General features: G+C 73.0%; 20 protein-coding genes. 11 read left to right on the top strand and 9 right to left on the bottom strand.

Annotation, left to right across the window (positions count from 1 at the left end; all coding sequences use genetic code 11):
- Window positions 1-90: 90 nt before the first annotated feature.
- Window positions 91-213 carry a hypothetical protein gene (locus tag ABZW03_RS22965; protein WP_355261282.1) on the bottom strand — a complete coding sequence of 41 codons (123 nt, stop codon included), beginning with the start codon at window positions 211-213 and terminating at the stop codon, window positions 91-93.
- A gap of 209 nt (window positions 214-422) precedes the next feature.
- Here ABZW03_RS22965 and ABZW03_RS22960 point away from each other — a divergent pair, with 209 nt between their 5' ends.
- The 3 genes from ABZW03_RS22960 (at window position 423) to ABZW03_RS22950 (ending at window position 1,933) form a co-directional block, all read left to right on the top strand.
- A complete protein-coding gene (locus tag ABZW03_RS22960) occupies window positions 423-773 on the top strand; it encodes a hypothetical protein (RefSeq protein WP_355261279.1) in 351 nt (116 codons plus the stop codon).
- Between the two features lie 166 nt (window positions 774-939).
- The gene (locus ABZW03_RS22955; protein WP_355261276.1) at window positions 940-1,461 is read left to right on the top strand and encodes a peptidylprolyl isomerase; all 522 of its coding nucleotides are present in this window, start codon (window positions 940-942) and stop codon (window positions 1,459-1,461) included.
- A gap of 4 nt (window positions 1,462-1,465) precedes the next feature.
- Window positions 1,466-1,933 (top strand): hypothetical protein, encoded by a 468-nt coding sequence (locus ABZW03_RS22950; protein WP_355261273.1) that lies wholly within the window; start codon window positions 1,466-1,468, stop codon window positions 1,931-1,933.
- Window positions 1,934-1,991: 58 nt separating this feature from the next.
- Here the strand turns inward: ABZW03_RS22950 and ABZW03_RS22945 are convergent, their stop codons facing one another.
- Window positions 1,992-3,113, bottom strand: coding sequence for an RICIN domain-containing protein (locus tag ABZW03_RS22945; protein WP_355261270.1), 1,122 nt, complete (start codon window positions 3,111-3,113; stop codon window positions 1,992-1,994).
- A 62-nt stretch (window positions 3,114-3,175) separates the two neighbouring features.
- On the bottom strand, window positions 3,176-4,294 hold the full coding sequence (locus ABZW03_RS22940) for an alpha/beta hydrolase family protein (protein WP_355261267.1): 1,119 nt from the start codon (window positions 4,292-4,294) through the stop codon (window positions 3,176-3,178).
- Between the two features lie 172 nt (window positions 4,295-4,466).
- Between ABZW03_RS22940 and ABZW03_RS22935 the strand changes: the two genes are divergently transcribed.
- Window positions 4,467-5,450 carry a helix-turn-helix transcriptional regulator gene (locus ABZW03_RS22935; RefSeq protein ID WP_355261264.1) on the top strand — a complete coding sequence of 328 codons (984 nt, stop codon included), beginning with the start codon at window positions 4,467-4,469 and terminating at the stop codon, window positions 5,448-5,450.
- Between the two features lie 111 nt (window positions 5,451-5,561).
- Here ABZW03_RS22935 and ABZW03_RS22930 read toward each other — a convergent pair whose 3' ends face one another.
- From ABZW03_RS22930 to ABZW03_RS22915, 4 genes are all read right to left on the bottom strand, one after another.
- Window positions 5,562-6,038 carry an I66 family serine proteinase inhibitor gene (locus tag ABZW03_RS22930; RefSeq protein WP_355261261.1) on the bottom strand — a complete coding sequence of 159 codons (477 nt, stop codon included), beginning with the start codon at window positions 6,036-6,038 and terminating at the stop codon, window positions 5,562-5,564.
- 135 nt (window positions 6,039-6,173) lie between these two features.
- The gene (locus tag ABZW03_RS22925) at window positions 6,174-7,403 is read right to left on the bottom strand and encodes an ankyrin repeat domain-containing protein (RefSeq protein ID WP_355261258.1); all 1,230 of its coding nucleotides are present in this window, start codon (window positions 7,401-7,403) and stop codon (window positions 6,174-6,176) included.
- Between the two features lie 77 nt (window positions 7,404-7,480).
- Window positions 7,481-7,747, bottom strand: coding sequence for a hypothetical protein (locus ABZW03_RS22920; RefSeq protein WP_355261255.1), 267 nt, complete (start codon window positions 7,745-7,747; stop codon window positions 7,481-7,483).
- Window positions 7,744-8,136 carry an ATP-binding protein gene (locus tag ABZW03_RS22915; RefSeq protein ID WP_355261252.1) on the bottom strand — a complete coding sequence of 131 codons (393 nt, stop codon included), beginning with the start codon at window positions 8,134-8,136 and terminating at the stop codon, window positions 7,744-7,746. Before ABZW03_RS22915 ends, ABZW03_RS22920 begins: the two co-directional genes overlap by 4 nt.
- 246 nt (window positions 8,137-8,382) lie before the next feature.
- Here ABZW03_RS22915 and ABZW03_RS22910 point away from each other — a divergent pair, with 246 nt between their 5' ends.
- The 4 genes from ABZW03_RS22910 to ABZW03_RS22895 all read left to right on the top strand — a co-directional run bounded on the left by ABZW03_RS22910 (window position 8,383) and on the right by ABZW03_RS22895 (window position 10,082).
- Entirely contained in the window at window positions 8,383-9,237 is an 855-nt protein-coding gene (locus ABZW03_RS22910) for a helix-turn-helix transcriptional regulator (RefSeq protein ID WP_355261249.1), read from the top strand.
- Window positions 9,234-9,443 carry a DUF397 domain-containing protein gene (locus ABZW03_RS22905; protein WP_355261246.1) on the top strand — a complete coding sequence of 70 codons (210 nt, stop codon included), beginning with the start codon at window positions 9,234-9,236 and terminating at the stop codon, window positions 9,441-9,443. Before ABZW03_RS22910 ends, ABZW03_RS22905 begins: the two co-directional genes overlap by 4 nt.
- Before the next feature lie 121 nt (window positions 9,444-9,564).
- On the top strand, window positions 9,565-9,777 hold the full coding sequence (locus ABZW03_RS22900) for a DUF397 domain-containing protein (protein WP_355261244.1): 213 nt from the start codon (window positions 9,565-9,567) through the stop codon (window positions 9,775-9,777).
- A 32-nt stretch (window positions 9,778-9,809) separates the two neighbouring features.
- Window positions 9,810-10,082, top strand: coding sequence for a DUF397 domain-containing protein (locus tag ABZW03_RS22895; protein ID WP_355261241.1), 273 nt, complete (start codon window positions 9,810-9,812; stop codon window positions 10,080-10,082).
- Between the two features lie 889 nt (window positions 10,083-10,971).
- Here ABZW03_RS22895 and ABZW03_RS22890 read toward each other — a convergent pair.
- Window positions 10,972-11,577: an ABATE domain-containing protein gene (locus ABZW03_RS22890; RefSeq protein ID WP_355261238.1), complete on the bottom strand. Its 606-nt coding sequence runs from the start codon at window positions 11,575-11,577 to the stop codon at window positions 10,972-10,974.
- Window positions 11,578-11,667: 90 nt separating this feature from the next.
- Here ABZW03_RS22890 and ABZW03_RS22885 point away from each other — a divergent pair, with 90 nt between their 5' ends.
- Together ABZW03_RS22885 and ABZW03_RS22880 are read left to right on the top strand one after the other, a co-directional pair.
- Entirely contained in the window at window positions 11,668-12,450 is a 783-nt protein-coding gene (locus ABZW03_RS22885; RefSeq protein ID WP_355261235.1) for an MBL fold metallo-hydrolase, read from the top strand.
- A gap of 130 nt (window positions 12,451-12,580) precedes the next feature.
- Window positions 12,581-13,237: a methyltransferase domain-containing protein gene (locus ABZW03_RS22880; RefSeq protein ID WP_355261232.1), complete on the top strand. Its 657-nt coding sequence runs from the start codon at window positions 12,581-12,583 to the stop codon at window positions 13,235-13,237.
- Here ABZW03_RS22880 and ABZW03_RS22875 read toward each other — a convergent pair.
- Window positions 13,213-13,947 carry a helix-turn-helix domain-containing protein gene (locus ABZW03_RS22875; RefSeq protein ID WP_355261229.1) on the bottom strand — a complete coding sequence of 245 codons (735 nt, stop codon included), beginning with the start codon at window positions 13,945-13,947 and terminating at the stop codon, window positions 13,213-13,215. The two genes, ABZW03_RS22880 and ABZW03_RS22875, sit on opposite strands and share 25 nt — an antisense overlap.
- A 176-nt stretch (window positions 13,948-14,123) precedes the next feature.
- Here ABZW03_RS22875 and ABZW03_RS22870 point away from each other — a divergent pair, with 176 nt between their 5' ends.
- Window positions 14,124-15,227 (top strand): serine hydrolase domain-containing protein, encoded by a 1,104-nt coding sequence (locus ABZW03_RS22870; RefSeq protein WP_355261226.1) that lies wholly within the window; start codon window positions 14,124-14,126, stop codon window positions 15,225-15,227.
- The last annotated feature ends 476 nt before the right edge of the window (window positions 15,228-15,703 follow it).

Genomic DNA, 15,703 nt, shown 5'->3' with positions numbered 1-15,703 from the left:
CGGCGTCGCCGAGCGCGTAGGAGAGCCGCAGGTAGCCGGGGGTGCCGAAGGCCTCGCCCGGGACGACCGCGACCTCGGCCTCGTCCAGGATCAGGCACCGATCGTCAGGGCCGCGACCACCCGCGTCCACGGCGGCCCGCCCCGCTCCGCCCACACCACGCAGCCGCACCCCGCGACGACCAGGACCAGCACCACGACCACGGCCACACCCATCCCGCCACCCGCCTTCCCCCGACGCCCTGCTCTCCGGGAACGAACCGACACGGGTACGAGCCCGCTCCCGCCGGACTCTAACGGACACCCGTGACCGAACCGAGCGACCGAACTCCCAGGTCCGGCCCGGTGAACAGGCGGTCCGGCTCCCGGAACCCACCGCGGCCGCCGGCCACCCCGGCCGGCCGCCCCCGACCGAGGAGGTCACCATGCCGGCGAACACGGCCGCAGCGAAGTCCTGGTACGCGGTCCGGTGCGTCTTCCACTGGAACACCGCCGGCGACAGCCCCCTCTACGAGGAGCGGCTGACGCTCTGGCGGGCCCGCTCGACGGACGAGGCCATCAGGCGGGCCGAGGACGAGGCCCGGACCTACGCGCGGGACAACGGCCACCACTACCTGGAGCTGGCCCAGTGCTACGCCCTGGCCACCGACGGGCGGCCGGGCGACGGGGACGAGGTCTTCTCGCTGCTGCGGGAGAGCCGCCTCGACGCGGACGCCTACCTGGACCGCCACTTCGACACCGGCGAGGAGCGCCAGGGCACCGTCGTGGAGGAGTGACGCAGGCCGTGACGCAGGCGCGGGACCGGGCGGACACCCCGCACGACCGGCCCACCCGGTCCGGCCGCGGGCCCGCGGGCTGTGCCAGGATGCGGTAGCCGAACGGCCCTGATCCACCCCACCGGACGCACCCGCTCCGTCCATCGCACCCCGAGGAGTCACCCCCGTGGCCACTGCCCGGTTCGCCACCCTGCACACCACGGCGGGCCCGATCCGCCTGGAGCTGTTCCCGTTCCACGCGCCGAAGACGGTCCGCAACTTCACCGAACTCGCCGAGGGCACCCGGGAGTACACCGACCCGCGCACCGGCGAGCCGGGCAAGGGCCCGTACTACGACGGCACGCTCTTCCACCGGGTGATCGCGGGTTTCATGATCCAGGGCGGTGACCCGACCGGCACCGGCACCGGCGGCCCGGGCTACGAGTTCGCGGACGAGTTCCACCCGGAGCTGTTCTTCACCAAGCCGTACCTGCTCGCGATGGCCAACGCCGGCCCGGGCACCAACGGGTCGCAGTTCTTCATCACGGTGGGCACCCCCGCCCACCTCAACCGCAGGCACACCATCTTCGGCCAGGTCGCCGACGCCGCCTCCAAGGCCGTGGTCGACGCGATCGCCGCCGCCCCCACCGAGGACGAGCGCCCGGTCCAGGACGTGGTGATCACCTCCGTCGAGATCGAGCACTCCTGATCCGGTGACCGCCGACGACCCGCTGGGCGCCGAGGCCCCGGTGGCAGCCGAGGCCCCGGTGCCCACCGACGACCAGGTGAGCGCCGAGCCGCAGGCCTTCCCGCCCCGCCCGGTGCGCGGCGTACGGGCCCGCTGCGTCCACCAGAGCAGCTGCCCGGGCGACCTCGCGATCGTCACCGTGGACTTCGAGCCCTGGGAGGAGGGCCTCGTCGTCGAGTCCGCCCCGGACGCCACGGTCCGGGGCGGCCCGGAGCCCGGGGACCTGGAGCGCTTCCACGCCGCGCTCGGCGAGGGCGTGCGCGCGGAGCTGGCCGAGCGACTGCCCGGAGTCCCGGTGGCGTTGGCGCTGGTGGTGCGCCACACCGTGGTGCACCTGGTGGACTCGCGCGAGCACTCCTTCCGCACCGCCGGGCGGCTGGCCGTGCGCGAGGCGCTGGCCCTCCTGGAGGCCGGCGTGGCGCGGGACGGCTGAACGCGCGGCGGCCGCCGCCCGGCGAAGTGCGGGCGGCGGCCGTGGAGTTGACGCAGCGTCAGGAGCAGGTGCTGAACGTGGCGCTGGTGTTGGCGATGTAGAGGGTCGGTCCGGCGTTGGGGTCGGAGGTCACCGGGATGGTGATGGTGTCCTCGGCGGTCCACGGGAAGCCGTGGGCGTCGAAGGTCCACTTGCCGGTCACCTTGCGGGCGACCTCGGCCAGCGTCACCCAGCCGTACTGCTGCGCCGGGACGGTGACGTTGACGGCGTTGTTGACGGACCTCGATCCGTTCCAGACGTTGGTGAAGGTGATGGCGGTCTGGACCGCTGCGGTGAACACGTTCGGAGTGCCGGCGGAGATGGTGCTGGTCAGGGTGCTGCCGATGGTGCTCGACCAGCCGCTGGTGTCGGTGACCGCGAAGGTCTGCTGGACGGTGCCGCTGGTGTTGTTGAACCAGACCGCGGAGGCGCACACCCGCGGCAGCGGCGCGGCCGGGGCCTCGCTCTGGACGGCCCAGGAGCAGGTGGAGGCGTCCTTCTGGCACTGCTTGGCGCCGTGGTCGACGGCCAGGCTGCGGGCGGCCTGCGGGAAGCCGGTGGCCCACCGCTGGTTGGCGGTGCCGTTGCAGGCGTACTGGTCGGTCCAGGCGTCGTCGTAGTTGCCGCCGAGCAGCAGGTCCAGGCAGGTGTTGTCGCCGGCGTGGCGGATCATGAACGAGTCCTCGCCGCCGGCGGGCGCGGGCTGGAGGAACCAGCGCTGGCTGGCCTGTCCGGCGCAGGTCTGCTGGCGCAGCGCCGGGGTGAGGAAGGCCAGGTCGATGCACTTGCCGGTGTCGTTGTTGACGATGGTGAACGTGTAGTCCGAGGTGTCGACGTTCAGCCGCCAGGACTGGTGGTAGCCGGGGGCGGAGTTGGTGACGATGTAGGCGCCGTCGCCCATGTTGCCGTTCTGGACGTCGAGTTGGCGTCCGTTGCTGAGCGACTTGATGGTCAGGCACTGCTGCGGCGAGGCGCAGGCGGCGAGCGGCGCGGGAGCCGCCGCCGGGGCGGTGGCGGTGGCGGTCGGCGCGGTGGCGGCGGAGGCCGGGACGGCCAGGCCCAGGGCGGCGCAACAGGTCACCAGGAAGGCCGCGAACAGGCGCAGCCAGGGCGCCGTGCGGCCGGAGGTCGTGGTGGGCAAGGGTTCTTCCTTTCGTCGGGGAGAGGAGTCGGACACGGGACGGCGGTTCACGGAGCGCCGGTTCACGGGGCGGCGGCGAAGGCCGCCTCCAGGCGCGGGACGTAGTCCACGAGGTCCTGCGCCCAGCAGCCCGCGGTGTGTCCGCCGTGGCAGTCGGCGCCCCAGCCGGTGCCGTCGCCGTAGTCGACGTAGTGGTTCGGCAGGCCGAGCGCGTCCAGGCGCTGCTTGAGGCGCTTGGCGGTGCCCTCGGCCCAGAACTCCATGTCGGAGGCGTTGTTGTTGCCGTTGCCGGTGTAGACGGCGATGCCGGTGTGCGCCAGCCGGTCCGCGTGGGCGACCGGGTCGGCGGCGTTCCAGCGCCAGTCGGCGTTGAAGATCGGGTACGGGGTGCCGAAGATCGCGTCGCTGGAGACGGTGGGGCCGAAGTCCAGGCCGCAGGGGTGGCCGTCGCTGGGCCCGCAGAGCACGGCGCCGACGTTGGTCAGGGTGGCGACCACGGCGCCGCGGATGATCATCTCGTCGGTGGACAGGTCGTTGGCACCCGACATGGTGAGGACCTGGCCGAACAGGTCGGGGCGGTCCTGGGCGTAGTGCAGGGCGCCGAAGCCGCCCATGGACAGCCCGCCGACGGCCCGGTGGGCGCGGTCGGTGCGGGTGCGCAGGTTGGCGTCGATGAACGGCAGGACCTGGCCGAGGTGGAAGGTCTCCCAGTTCTGCGCGCCGGCGGCGGTGTTCTGGTCGAGCCAGTCGGCGTACCAGCCGCGCAGGCCGCCGTCCGGGATGACGGTGATCATCGACTGGGCGGCGGTCAGCGCGGGGTAGGCCAGCGCCGGGTCGCTCGGGTTGTCCGAGGCGCCGTGCAGGAAGTACAGCACCGGGTAGCGCTTGTCCGGCCGGGCCGCGTAGTCGGCGGGCAGCAGGATGCGGATGGTGTGCGGCCCGGCGACCTGCGCCGTGGTGACGGTGACGACGAAGTTGGTGGCGGTGCCGGTGGCGGCGCCGACCTGGGTCAGCCCGAAGCCGTCGGCCAGCGGCGGCGGGGCGTCGGTCCCGTCGGGTGCGGCGGCCTGGGCCCGTACGGACGCCGCGGAGGCGGGTGCGGCGGGTGCGGCGAGCGGGAGCAGGCAGGCGGCCAGGGCGGCGAGAGCCGCGCGGGCGCGCCGGAGCCGGGCAGGGGTCATGGGCGTCCTCGGCCTTCAGCGATCTGACTGATCGCCGACAACTCTCGCCAGCGGCCCCGCCCGACGCCAGAGCCCCCGGCGGCGCACCTGGGCCACTGGCGCATGTGCGCCGCCCGCGCGGGTAGGCTCCTGCGGCCCCACCGGGGCACGACACGATGACTGGGGGGACGTCGTGCACGACGTGCTGGAACCGGACTCCGAACGCGGCCGCGTCTACCACTGCCTGGTCGGCCGGCCACGGGCCCGCGTGCCCGAACTCGCGCGCGAGAGCGGCCTGGACGAGGAGGGTGTGCTGGCCGTGCTGCGCGACCTCGCCGACGAGGGCGTCGCGGTGGCCTTCGACACCACCGACAGCGCCGACGACCGCGACCACGCCTGGGAGGCGCTGCCGCCCGCCCGGGTGGTCGAGGCGGTGCTGCAGCACGACGCGCTGCGCCAGGCCGCCGCCCGCCGGGCCGGCGCGGAACTGGAGCGGCTCTACCGCTTCGCCCGCCGCGACACCGGCAGCTACGGGGCGCTGGAGGTGGTCGACGACCCGGTCGAGGTGCTCGCCGTCAGCCGCCGCCTGCAGCTGGCGGCCCGTCACCAGGTGCGGGTGATCGACGTGCCGCCGTACTCCGGCAGCGGTGCCCACTACCTCGACCAGGAGGTGCTGCAGCGGCGCCGGATGGCGGCGGGCGTGGTCTACCGGGTGATCTACCAGGGGTGCGCGTTCCAGGACCCGGTGGTCGGGCCCAACATGGCCCGGATGATCGAGGCGGGGGAGCAGGCCCGCACCCTGGACGAGCCGCCGCTCAAGCTCGCCCTCGGCGACGACGACCTGGCCGTCGTCACCCTGCCCGCCGACGACGGGCCGGGCGTGGTCTCGCTGCTGATCCGGCCCTCGGGGCTGCTGAACGCCCTGGCAGCGGTCTTCGAGACGCTGTGGCGGCTGGCCGTGCCCGCGTCGATGGCCGAGGTCGACCTGCGCGTCGACGAACGCGACCGGCGGATCCTGACCCTGATGGCCGGCGGCGCCACCGACGACGCCATCGCCCGCCGGCTGGGGCTGGGCCGGCGCACGGTGGTGCGCCGCGTCTCCACCCTGCTGGCGCACCTGGGGGCGACCACCCGCTTCCAGGCGGGCGTCCAGGCGGCGCGGCGGGGGTGGCTCTGACCGGACGGGCGGGCGCGGCGCCAGGCGCGGTCCGGCGCGTTTCGCACGAGAAGTCGGACCGGCCGACTTCTCGTGCTGGGCGGTGACCGGGGCGGCCGACCGCGCGGAGTCCTACGCGGGGACGACGAGCGCGAGCACCTTCTCCGGCTCCTGCGGCTGGGGGTCGGCCACGACGGGCTTGGGGTTCAGGGACCTGTCCTCGGCCGCCCTGCGTCCGATGTACGTGTCGGACGCGAGGTTGCGCAGGCGGTAGAAGCCCTCCTCGCCGCCTTCGGGCGCTTCGAGGACCCAGACGGCGTTCGGCGGGTAGAACGGCGGCAGGCTCCTGCCCACGGGAACGGGCCCCACCTCGACCTGGGCGTCCCCCTCCTCCGGGTCCGTGAGCTTGAGGCCCTTCAGGAAGCCTTCCGCCTCGTCGACGATGACGAAGTGGTTCTTGCCGGTGCGCTCGTCGGGGACGAGCCTCCACGTGCTGGTGGGGGGCTCGGGGGTCAGGACGGCGTACGCCCGTCCGTCGATGGCTGCGAGACCTCCACCGGCGAAAACGATGCGCACTGCCCTGTCGCGGAGCGTTTCCAAGCTGCTCATACTGTCTCCTCGCCTCTCGACCGGACCGCAGACCGGTCCCGGGTGAGAACGCTTCAGGAGCCCTGACGTTGCGTTACGAGGTGGTGGAACACCCGGACGAGTGAAGCTTTTTGTCGTGCTGTCGTCCCTGCCGGGTCAGAGAGCTCGGTCCGCTGTTGCGGCGCGGGTTCTCAGCAGGTAGCCGATGTCCTCCAGGCGCCCCGCGCTTGGGCTGTTTAGGTGCTTGATGCCGGAGCGGATCTCGTCGAGGACCGCCAGGCCGCGCTCGTCCCCGCGCAGGGCGAGCCCGGCGGCGGCTTCGATCCGGGTGTCGAGGTGCGGGTCCGTCAGGTTCGCCGCCAGCACGGCGCGGAGCTCGGGGGTGTCGACGGAGGAGGCGGTGAACTTGTAGAGCGCGGTCGCCCGGATCTCGGGGACGGGATCCACGGCCAGCCGCACGAGGGCCGCGACGACGTCCCGGCGCTCGGGCGCATCGACGGCCGTGCCGCCGGGCGTGTCGAGGTAGAGGTGCACGGCGACGCTGTGGCGGACCTTCGGGTCCGCGTGGTCCGCGTGCGCCAGGATTGCCGGTGCCGCCGGGGTCCCGGCGGGGCGGTAGGAGCAGAAGGCGGCGATGACGGTGGCCAGGGCATGGGGATCCTGCTCGATGTCCAGCAGCGGGCGAAGGAACTCGGCCGCCTCGCGGGCGAACGGCGGCTCGTCGTCCTGGTCGACGTCGAGGTCGAACCCCAGGAAGTTCACCGTGTCGAGCGCGAAGCGCCGGCGATCGAGGCAGGAGCCCTCCTCCGCGACCCTGCGCGCCCAGTCGAACGTCTCCTGGTCGGCCCGGTAGCCCAGCTGGAAGAGCGAGGCGAACCAGTCGTCGTGGCCGGGGTCGGCGTGGACCAGGGCGCGGGCCATCAGTTCGTCCGGCGAGCGGTGGACGCCGAGCGCCGCCTCCAGGTCGGTGACGATCGCCCGGTGCGCGGGGAGCGGACCGGGTTCTCCGCGTTCGGTTTTGGTCTCGGACCTGGCCTCGGCCTCGGTGGCGATGGCGAGTTGCGCCGTGCGCAGTGCGCGGCGGTGCGGGCTGTCGGCGCTCAGCGGATCCCGGCTCCGGGACAGCAGGGCCCGCAGGACCCCGTATCTGCCGTGCTCGGCCGCCCACGTCACCGGGTCGACCCCGTCGGCCCAGGGGCGGGTCACGTCGACGTCCCAGAGGACCAGCCAGTCGACGACCTCGTGACGACCGGCTCGCGCGGCGGCGGCGAGCAGGGTCACGGCGTCGTCGCCGGCCAGCTCGTCGGTGGAGATGTCGTCCAGGAGGTCGAACACCGCGACGTCGTCGCCGCGTTCGACAGCGGCCAGCAGCGGGGGCAGGTGCACGGGGTGATTGTGCCCGCGAAGGAGGCGGCCGGGCCAACGGATTTCGGGCGGGGCCGCCGGGCTTCGCGGGAGGGGCCTCAGCGGGCGGTGTCCGCCCAGCTGATGCGGATCTCGCGGTCGCCGGCCGGGAGGGTGAGGACGGGCTCGTCGGCGAGGTCGCGGATGATGTCGCGTTTGGCGCAGGGGCCGGTGAGGCGGCGCTCCAGGACGTAGTGCTCGAAGCGGGACATCGGGAGGTGGCGGACCGAGTCCCAGATCCGTTCGAGCACGTCGTCGCTGAGGGTGTGGATGGATGGAGGGCGGTGGCCCGGGATCTCCACGAGGACGTCGTGGTCGGCCCTCACGCGGTCACCTCGCACCAGACGATCTTCCCGGCGTCGTTGCGCGGGGAGCAACCGGTGCGGGTGGAGAGGGACTTGACCAGGTGGAGGCCGCGCCCGGCCTCCCCGTCCAGGGTGAGCGCGCGCAGGACCGGCTCGCGGTCGTGGCGGGCGTCGTGCACCTCGATGCGCAGACGGGCGGGGGTGAGGTCGAGCGCGAGGTGGATGAGGTGCCCCGGCGGCGTGCCGTGGAGGAGGGCGTTGGTGACCAGCTCCGAGACGATCAGCAGCCCGGAGTCGAGGTAGCGCTCCCGGTAGGGAGTGGGGGAGAGGAGGGACGTGAGGAGGGCGCGCCCCTCGGAGGGAGAGCGGCGGCTGCGCACCAGCCAGGTGGTGGAGGAGTGGGAGGACATGGCGAAGGCACCTTCCAGGCACGGAGTTTGAAGCCATGCGGGGCCGGGCGGAGCCATGGGGATGCCCGGCAGTAGGCCGGTCATGGTCACTCAGGCGACCCGAAGGACTACTCCCTGTAGATTGCCCTAGCCGGGCAATTGCATGCAACTGCTTCGTCCATGCAATTGCATGATCATGGGCTGCGACTGGGCCCGGGGAGGGGTGGCAAACTATGCAAGGAACCGAACAGCCAGGGAGTGTGACGCATGGGCAGTCCGACCGTGCTGCGGCGTAGGCTCGGCGGCGAGCTCGGCAAGTTGCGCGCATCGCGCGAACTGAATGCCAAGGACGTGGCCGCCGCGCTGGGTTGGTCCGCTTCGAAGCTGAGCCGCATCGAGAGCGGCCTGGTGCCGTTGCAGGAGCGCGACGCCGCGAAGCTCTTGGCCCACTACGGTGTCACATCAGCCGATGAGGTGAAGCACTTCCTCGGGTTGACGCGCCAGAGCCGCCAGCAGGGCTGGTGGCACGCGTACGGCGATGCGCTGCCGGACTGGTTCCGCGCGTACGTGGGCTTCGAGTCGGACGCGGCGAAGATCGTGACCTACCAGTGCGAGCTGGTTCCAGGGCTCCTCCAGACCGAGGCCTATGCGCGGAGTGTCATCCGGGCGATGAATCCGATGGAATCCGCTGAAGAAGTCGAGCGGCGGGTCGCACTGCGGATGGATCGTCAGCAGATACTGGACCGTCATGAGCCGCCACAACTGTGGGCCATCATCAGCGAGGCGGTCATTCGGCGGCCGGTCGGCGGGAGCCCGGCCATGGCTGAGCAGTTGAGCCACCTTGCGGCAATGGCGGATGAACGGCCCAACATCACAGTCCAGATCTTGCCGTTCTCCGCTGGCGCGCACGCGGCGATGGGTTCCTCGTTCTCCATCCTGTCGTTCGACGACATCCCCGGCAGCGTTGCCTACTCCGAAGGGCCCACCAGCAGCACCTACTCGGAACGGCCGCATGAGATCGCTCGTCACGAGGATGCCTTCGATCGCCTCATGGCGTCGTCGGTACAGCCCGAGAGGTCAATCGCTTGGTTGAAGGAAGTCGCGGAGGAGTATTCCCGGTGAGTCACGAGTACCACGGCGTCAAGTGGCGCAAGAGCACATACAGCAACGGTCAAGGCGATTGCATAGAAGTGGCTGATGGCGTCATTGGCATCGTCCCGGTTCGGGACAGCAAGGACCCCCACGGCCCGGCCCTCACCTTCACTTCTGAGGCATGGCGGTCCTTCGTTGTGGGAATCCAGGTAGGTGACTTCCCGGTCGGATCCTGAGCCGCCTGCGGAGCGGCTCCGTGGAGCACGCGGGGCCGCCCGGACTGCCTGGTGCGCTGGGTCGTCATTTGCTCGATCAGGGCCGTCTCCGGCTGGGGAACGTTGTAGAGGAGCGCAATACATGGGCAATCGACCTTGCGAGGCTGTCTGGCGCAAGAGCACCTACAGCAACCCGTCTGGCGGCGACTGCGTCGAAGTGGCTGATGGTGCAGCTGGTGTTGTTCCGGTTCGTGACAGTAAGGACCCTCACGGCCCGGCCCTCACCTTCACTTCCGAGGCGTGGCAGTCCTTCGTCGCGGGCATCCAGGTGGGCGAGTTCCCGATCCGCAACTGACCCAGTGCCGTGGGCTTCAGGAGGTCGTTCGTATGGCAGCTGATTTGGCATGGCGCAAGAGCAGCTACAGCGGTAGCGAAGGCGGCAACTGCATCGAGGTCGCCTCGGAACTCCCCGTCACCTGGCGCAAGTCGAGCGCCAGCAACCCGAACGACAACTGCGTCGAAGTGGCCGATGGTGTAGCTGGCGTCGTCCCGGTTCGTGACAGCAAGGACCCCCACGGGCCGGCTCTCGCCTTCACCCCCGAGGCGTGGCGGGCCTTCGTTGCCGGTGTCCAGGCGGGCGAGTTCCCGGCCGGTTCCTGAAGTGGTTTTTGCCGGGCGGCCCCGCGGAGTGCGTGGGGCCGCCCGGCGTGCTTCCGCCCCGCCCCCACTTCCGCCTGTGCGGTTGCAGCTCAACGCGACCGTACCCGGGTTGAGAAAACCCGGCGCCTCCACGCCCTCCGCGTGACTACTGTCCTGCCGGGTAGATCGTCCCGACCGGCCGACGGGAGCGGATTCGTGCTGACCGACACGCACCCGCCGTAGGTACCTCTGGAGAGCCCAGAGGGCCCTACGGAGGCTCCCGATGTCCCGAACCGTCCGCACGACTCCCCGCCAACTCCGCGTCCAGGAACGCGCGTCGGAGTCCATGTTCCTGTACGACCTGCGCTACACCCACGCTGAACTGGGCCGGGCTGCCCGCGAAGGCCGCCGCCCCGCCCCGAAGAAGATGCTGCACCGGATCACCTTCCGGCTGTCGACAGCGCTCGACTCCAGGACGGGCTCGTTCTCCAGCGAGATCGCCACGGCCGAAGGTCGGGCCCGGCTCCAGGGCCGACTCGACGCCCAGCGGATCCGCGGACTGCACCCGCGCCGGCCACGACATCGACGGCGCGGACATCCCTCCGGTCCGCCACCGTCACGACGGACTCCGGCACGCCTGGTAAGAACGAAGCCCCCCGGTTCCCGAGGTCCGTTCTCCCGGGCGGCCCCGCGTGCTTCGCGGGGCCGCCCGGGCTTTCTGATGCGGGGCGCCCGCCGCCGGCACGGCTTTCTCGTGCGCAGGAAGTCGGATCCGCCGACTTCCTGCGCGAACGTCGACATCTGCGAACGCGCGGGCAGGGGCCCGGCCGCCGGTGAACGTCACTGCTGGAGAAGGGCCCGACGGTCGCCCTCAGCCCGCTGCTCCTGGCCGGGGCCGGTGCGGCCTTCGTCACCCCGCCGGGGGTTCGCCGTGGGTGCGGCGGGCGTAGGCGCGGGCGGCGCGGGCGCGGTCGCCGCAGCGGGTGGAGCACCACTGGCGGCGGCCCTGGCGCAGGAGGTAGCGGTTGCAGGGGGTGGAGCCGCAGGCGGTGAGGCGGTCGGCGTCCGGGCCGGTGAGCAGGTCGGCGGCGTCGGCGGCCAGGGTCGCCAGCGCGTGGGCCACGATCTCCGTGGTGGGGTGCGGGGCCGCGCGGTAGGGGCCGTTCTTCTCGTCCCACTGCAGCAGCCGGGCGGTGGGCACCCGGGTCAGCGCGTCGTTGACGGCGGCCAGGGCGGCGGGCAGGGCCGGCAGTGCGGCGACGCGGGCCGCGAACAGCGTCCTGACCTGCTCCCGCATCGAGCGCACCTGGGCCGCGCACATCTCCTGCAGGCCGGCCTCGGCCGGGGCGAGGCCGTGGGCCACGAGCCACCGGTCGGCCGCCGCGGGTGTGCCGAGGCGGTCGACGAACTGCCCGCCGGGCAGCGCGAGGGCGCTGTTGGCCAGGGCCAGGGACGGGTGCTGCTCCTCCCCCGGCGCGGGGGGTACGGCGGGCTCTTCGGTCGCGGTCTCCGTCATGACTCTCATGGTATCGGTTGCGCTCATCCGTGAGGACTGGCTACTGTCTCTCACGGATGAATCGGTTCTATCCGTGAGGTGTGTTTCTTCATGACGTCCGTCGGCACGACCACCGAGCAGCTCCCCGTCCGCCTCTTCGGCGGCCCGACCGCCCTCTTCGAGTACGGCGGCCTGCGTTTCCTCACCGACCCGACCTTCGACGCCCCCGGCGACTACCAGGCGCTGGGCCGCCCGCTCCTGACGAAGACCGCACCCCCGTCCGGCAGCCCCGCCGACCTCGGCCGCATCGACGTCGTCCTGCTCTCCCACGACGAGCACGCCGACAACCTCGACCGCGCCGGCCGGGCCCTGCTCGCCGACGTCCCGCTCACCCTCACCACCCCCGGCGGCGGCCGACGCCTCGGGGGCACCGCCCGGGGGCTGGCCAACTGGGAGTCGGTCGAGCTGGACCGCCCCGGCGGCGGCACCGTCACCGTCACCGGCGTCCCCGCCCTGCACGGGCCCGGGACGCGCGCCGAGGTCGAGGCGGTCACCGGCCAGGTCGTCGGCTTCGTCCTCACCGGGGACGGGCTGCCCACCGTCTACGTCAGCGGCGACAACGCCTCCCTCGACGTGGTGCGGGAGATCGCCGACCGCTTCGGCCCCGTGGACACCGCCGTCCTCTTCGCCGGGGCACCCCGCTTCCCCATCCTCTTCGACGGCGGCCTGCTCGTCCTGGACAGCGCCCAGGCCGCCGAAGCCGCCCGGATCCTCGACGCCCGCCGGGTGGTCCTCGTCCACCACGACAGCTGGGCGCACTTCACCGAGGGCCGCGACCAGCTGGTGGCCGCCTTCACCGCCGCCGGCCTGGCCGACCGCCTCCAGCCGGCGTAACCGTCCGCGCAGGCCGGGTGCCCGCCGGGCCGGCGGGTCGGCGGGCACCCGGCCTCCCGGACCTCCCCGGGCGCCCCCGGCGAGCGAAACGTTCAAGACCGCGCCCCAACTCCCCGCCCACACTGGCCGGATGACGCCGACCGACACCTTCACCCCCGCCGCCGGGCGCTTCGCCCTCGGGCTCTACGACCCGATCGTCTCCCTCACTCGCGAACGCCTCTGGCGCAGCCTGGCGGCGATGCACGTCGCGCCGCGCCCCGGCGATGTCATCGTCGACGTCGGGTGCGGCACCGGGTCCCTCGCCGTGCTGCTCCACCACGCCGAGCCGGGGGCCACCGTCGTCGGCGTCGACCCCGACCCCGCCGTGCTGCGCCTGGCCCGCCGCAAGGCCGCCGCGGCCGGGGCCGCGCCCGACTTCCGCACCGGCATGGGCGACACGGTCGCCGACCTGCTCGGCCCCGCAACCGCCGACACCGTCGTCTCCAGCCTCGTGCTGCACCAGTGCCCCGTCCCGGTGAAGCAGGCGATCCTCGCCGCCATGCACCGCACCCTGCGCCCCGGCGGCAAGCTGGTGATCGCCGACTACGGGCGGCAGCGCACCGCCGCCATGCGCCTGGCCTTCCGGATCGTCCAACTCGCCGACGGGAAGCAGGACACCCAGCCCAACGCCGACGGCATCCTGCCCCGGCTGATCGCCGAGGCGGGCTTCCAGGGCGTGCGCGAGGTGGACACCGTCGCGACCGTGACCGGTTCGATGTCCCTCTACACCGCGCGCCGGGCCGGCTGAACGGCGGAACTCCCGGGCGCGCGCAGGGCGGGCAGCACCTGCGCGGGCGTCAGGCCCGTCAACTCCCGCATCCACCGGGTGAAATGGGACTGGTCGGCGAACCCGCCCGCGAGCGCCGCCTCGGCCGGGGACCGTCCCTCGCCGAGCGCGGCCGCCGCCCGGGCCAGCCGCTGCCAGCTGCGCCAGCGCGCCAGCGGCACCCCCAACTGCCGCTGCGCCAGCGCCCGCAGGCGCTGCGGGGACAGCCCGACCCGCGCGGCCAGGCCCTCCAGCGGCACCTGGTCGTCGGCCAGCGCCGCCATCGCCGCGCGCAGCCGCGGGTCCAGCCCGGCGGCGGGCAGCGCACCCTGCGGCCGTACGTCCCGCTCGGTCAGGCCGTCCAACCGCGGGGCCACGGTGACGCCTTCGCCGCACTGCCGCCGCAACCGGTCGGCGAAGGCGCAGTGCGGGTCGACGTAGAAGACCAGGACGTCCCGGACCGGGGCCATCCGGTGGCGCACCATCGGCGGCACCACGATCGCCGGCCCGCGATGGCGCGCCCCGGCCGCGTCGTCGATCACCACCCGGCCCGTACGCTCGCCCGCGACGGCGACGGCGACCGCGACCTGGAAGGCGGCGTGCCGGTGGAAGGCGCTGTCGGCCAGCGGCCCCCGGTACAGGGCGTAGCCGGGGCCGACGGTGAAGCGCGGCCCGGTTCCGGTCAGTTCCACGCGGCGGCCTTCCGGGTGTGCTGGGCTGGGCTCGATCGCCCACGCACGGGGGCAGTACCCGGAAGCCTTTCACACGGCCGACCGGCCGGTGTCGAGATCCCGTCACCGGCACCGACTCCCCGGCGAGCGGCGCCCGTTGAGCGCCGCCGACCACGACGGACAGAGGGACGGACATCATGCAGGAGCTTGTGCAACAGGCCGTTGACCAGCTGGTGGAGTCGGGTGCCGAACTGGGCGTGCAGGTCGCGGTGTACCGGCACGGCGAGCTGGTGGTGGACGCGGTGGCCGGCGTCGCCGACCCGGCCAGCGGCCGCCCGGTCACCTCGGACACCCCGTTCTACAGCGCCTCCACCGGCAAGGGCGTGACGGCGACGGTGGTGCACGTCCTCGCGGACCGCGGGGCCCTCGACTACGACACGCCGATCGCGGAGCTCTGGCCCGAGTTCGGCGCCCACGGCAAGGACCGGGCGACCGTCCGCCACGCGCTGACCCACTCCCTCGGCGTCCCGGCCGTGCCGTCCGACCTCACGGTGCGGGACCTGGCCGACCGGGACGGGATGTGCGCCCTGATCGCCGGCTCCGAGCCCTGGTGGGAGCCCGGCACCAGGACCGGCTACCACGCGCTGACCTGGGGCTTCGTGATGGGCGAGATCGTCCGCCGGGCCACCGGCGAGCCGATCTCGCAGGTGCTGCGCCGGGAGGTGGCGGAACCGCTGGGCATCGCCGACGAACTGTTCTTCGGCGTCCCCGCGTCCGAACTCGGCCGGGTCGCCCGGCTGGAGGACGCGCCCGGCAGCGCCGAGACGGCGGCGGCGATGCCCGCCGACCTGCCGATCTTCAAGGCCGCGCCGCCCGCCGTGACCCCCAGCGCCGCCTACGGCAACGATCCCGTGGTGCTCACCTCGGAGATCCCCTCGGCGGGCACGCTGTCCGCCCGCGCGGTGGCCCGGATGTACGCCGCGCTGCTCGGCGAGGTGGACGGCGTCCGGCTGGTCGGGGAGGAGCGGCTGCGCGAGGTCACCGCCCTGGCCACGGACGACGTCGACCAGATGGTCGGCTTCCAGGTGCCGCGCGCCCTGGGCTACAACCTCGGCCGGCCCGGTGCCGACCCGCGGGCGACGCCGAGCGTCTTCGGCATGCCCGGTATGGGAGGCAGCGCGGCGTACGCCGACACCGCGACCGGCGTCTCCTTCGCGCTGACCAAGAACCGCTTCTTCCCCGGCCCGGCCACCGCGGTCGAGCGGATCGGCGAGCTGGTCGCGAAGGCCGTCGCCGGCTGAGGCGCTCCGCCCGTGCGGGCCCGGCGGGGCCCGCACGGGACCGGTGTTCGAATCGATGTGTCGACACAGCGTCATCACCGCAGGACAGCGGCCCATTGCGGTTCGATCACGGTGTGTCCGTTTCGTCGAACATTGGGGGAAAGTGTGGCGGTTGATCTTTTTGGCAGGGGTGTCGGCGGCCTCTCATAATTCCTGCCGACACGCGTGACGGAAGCCCGGGGAACCCGCTGGGGGAGTGGTTCCCGCGAGGGGCCCGCGCGTGAGATTCCGCATTCTTCCTGGGGGGATTCCCTTGTCCGAGCCCGAGAACGAGGGCACCGCCGCCGCCGGGCCTCCGGCGCCGGCCGCGCCGGCCGCCGTGCCTGAAACCGCTGCTGCGCCCGAGGCCGCCGTCGTGCCCGAGGCCGCCGTCGGACCACAGCCGGCCCGAAGCTGGACCTCGAACAGACCCGCTTCGCCCAGCCGGCCCTGTTCGC

The organism is Kitasatospora sp. NPDC004799, from assembly GCF_040609095.1.
Lineage (GTDB): Bacteria > Actinomycetota > Actinomycetes > Streptomycetales > Streptomycetaceae > Kitasatospora.
The sequence above is the reverse complement of the archived record's forward strand: the minus strand, read 5'-3'. Positions and strand labels throughout refer to the sequence as shown.

Excerpts from the sequence above, each read along its gene's own strand:
- ABZW03_RS22965 (WP_355261282.1), bottom strand. The coding sequence starts at position 213 with ATGGGTGTGGCCGTGGTCGTGGTGCTGGTCCTGGTCGTCGCGGGGTGC.
- ABZW03_RS22890 (WP_355261238.1), bottom strand. The coding sequence starts at position 11,577 with ATGACGGAGACCGCGACCGAAGAGCCCGCCGTACCCCCCGCGCCGGGG.
- ABZW03_RS22915 (WP_355261252.1), bottom strand. The coding sequence starts at position 8,136 with ATGTCCTCCCACTCCTCCACCACCTGGCTGGTGCGCAGCCGCCGCTCT.
- ABZW03_RS22870 (WP_355261226.1), top strand. The coding sequence starts at position 14,124 with ATGCAGGAGCTTGTGCAACAGGCCGTTGACCAGCTGGTGGAGTCGGGT.
- ABZW03_RS22880 (WP_355261232.1), top strand. The coding sequence starts at position 12,581 with ATGACGCCGACCGACACCTTCACCCCCGCCGCCGGGCGCTTCGCCCTC.
- ABZW03_RS22910 (WP_355261249.1), top strand. The coding sequence starts at position 8,383 with ATGGGCAGTCCGACCGTGCTGCGGCGTAGGCTCGGCGGCGAGCTCGGC.
- ABZW03_RS22895 (WP_355261241.1), top strand. The coding sequence starts at position 9,810 with ATGGCAGCTGATTTGGCATGGCGCAAGAGCAGCTACAGCGGTAGCGAA.
- ABZW03_RS22930 (WP_355261261.1), bottom strand. The coding sequence starts at position 6,038 with ATGAGCAGCTTGGAAACGCTCCGCGACAGGGCAGTGCGCATCGTTTTC.
- ABZW03_RS22900 (WP_355261244.1), top strand. The coding sequence starts at position 9,565 with ATGGGCAATCGACCTTGCGAGGCTGTCTGGCGCAAGAGCACCTACAGC.
- ABZW03_RS22885 (WP_355261235.1), top strand. The coding sequence starts at position 11,668 with ATGACGTCCGTCGGCACGACCACCGAGCAGCTCCCCGTCCGCCTCTTC.
- ABZW03_RS22960 (WP_355261279.1), top strand. The coding sequence starts at position 423 with ATGCCGGCGAACACGGCCGCAGCGAAGTCCTGGTACGCGGTCCGGTGC.
- ABZW03_RS22940 (WP_355261267.1), bottom strand. The coding sequence starts at position 4,294 with ATGACCCCTGCCCGGCTCCGGCGCGCCCGCGCGGCTCTCGCCGCCCTG.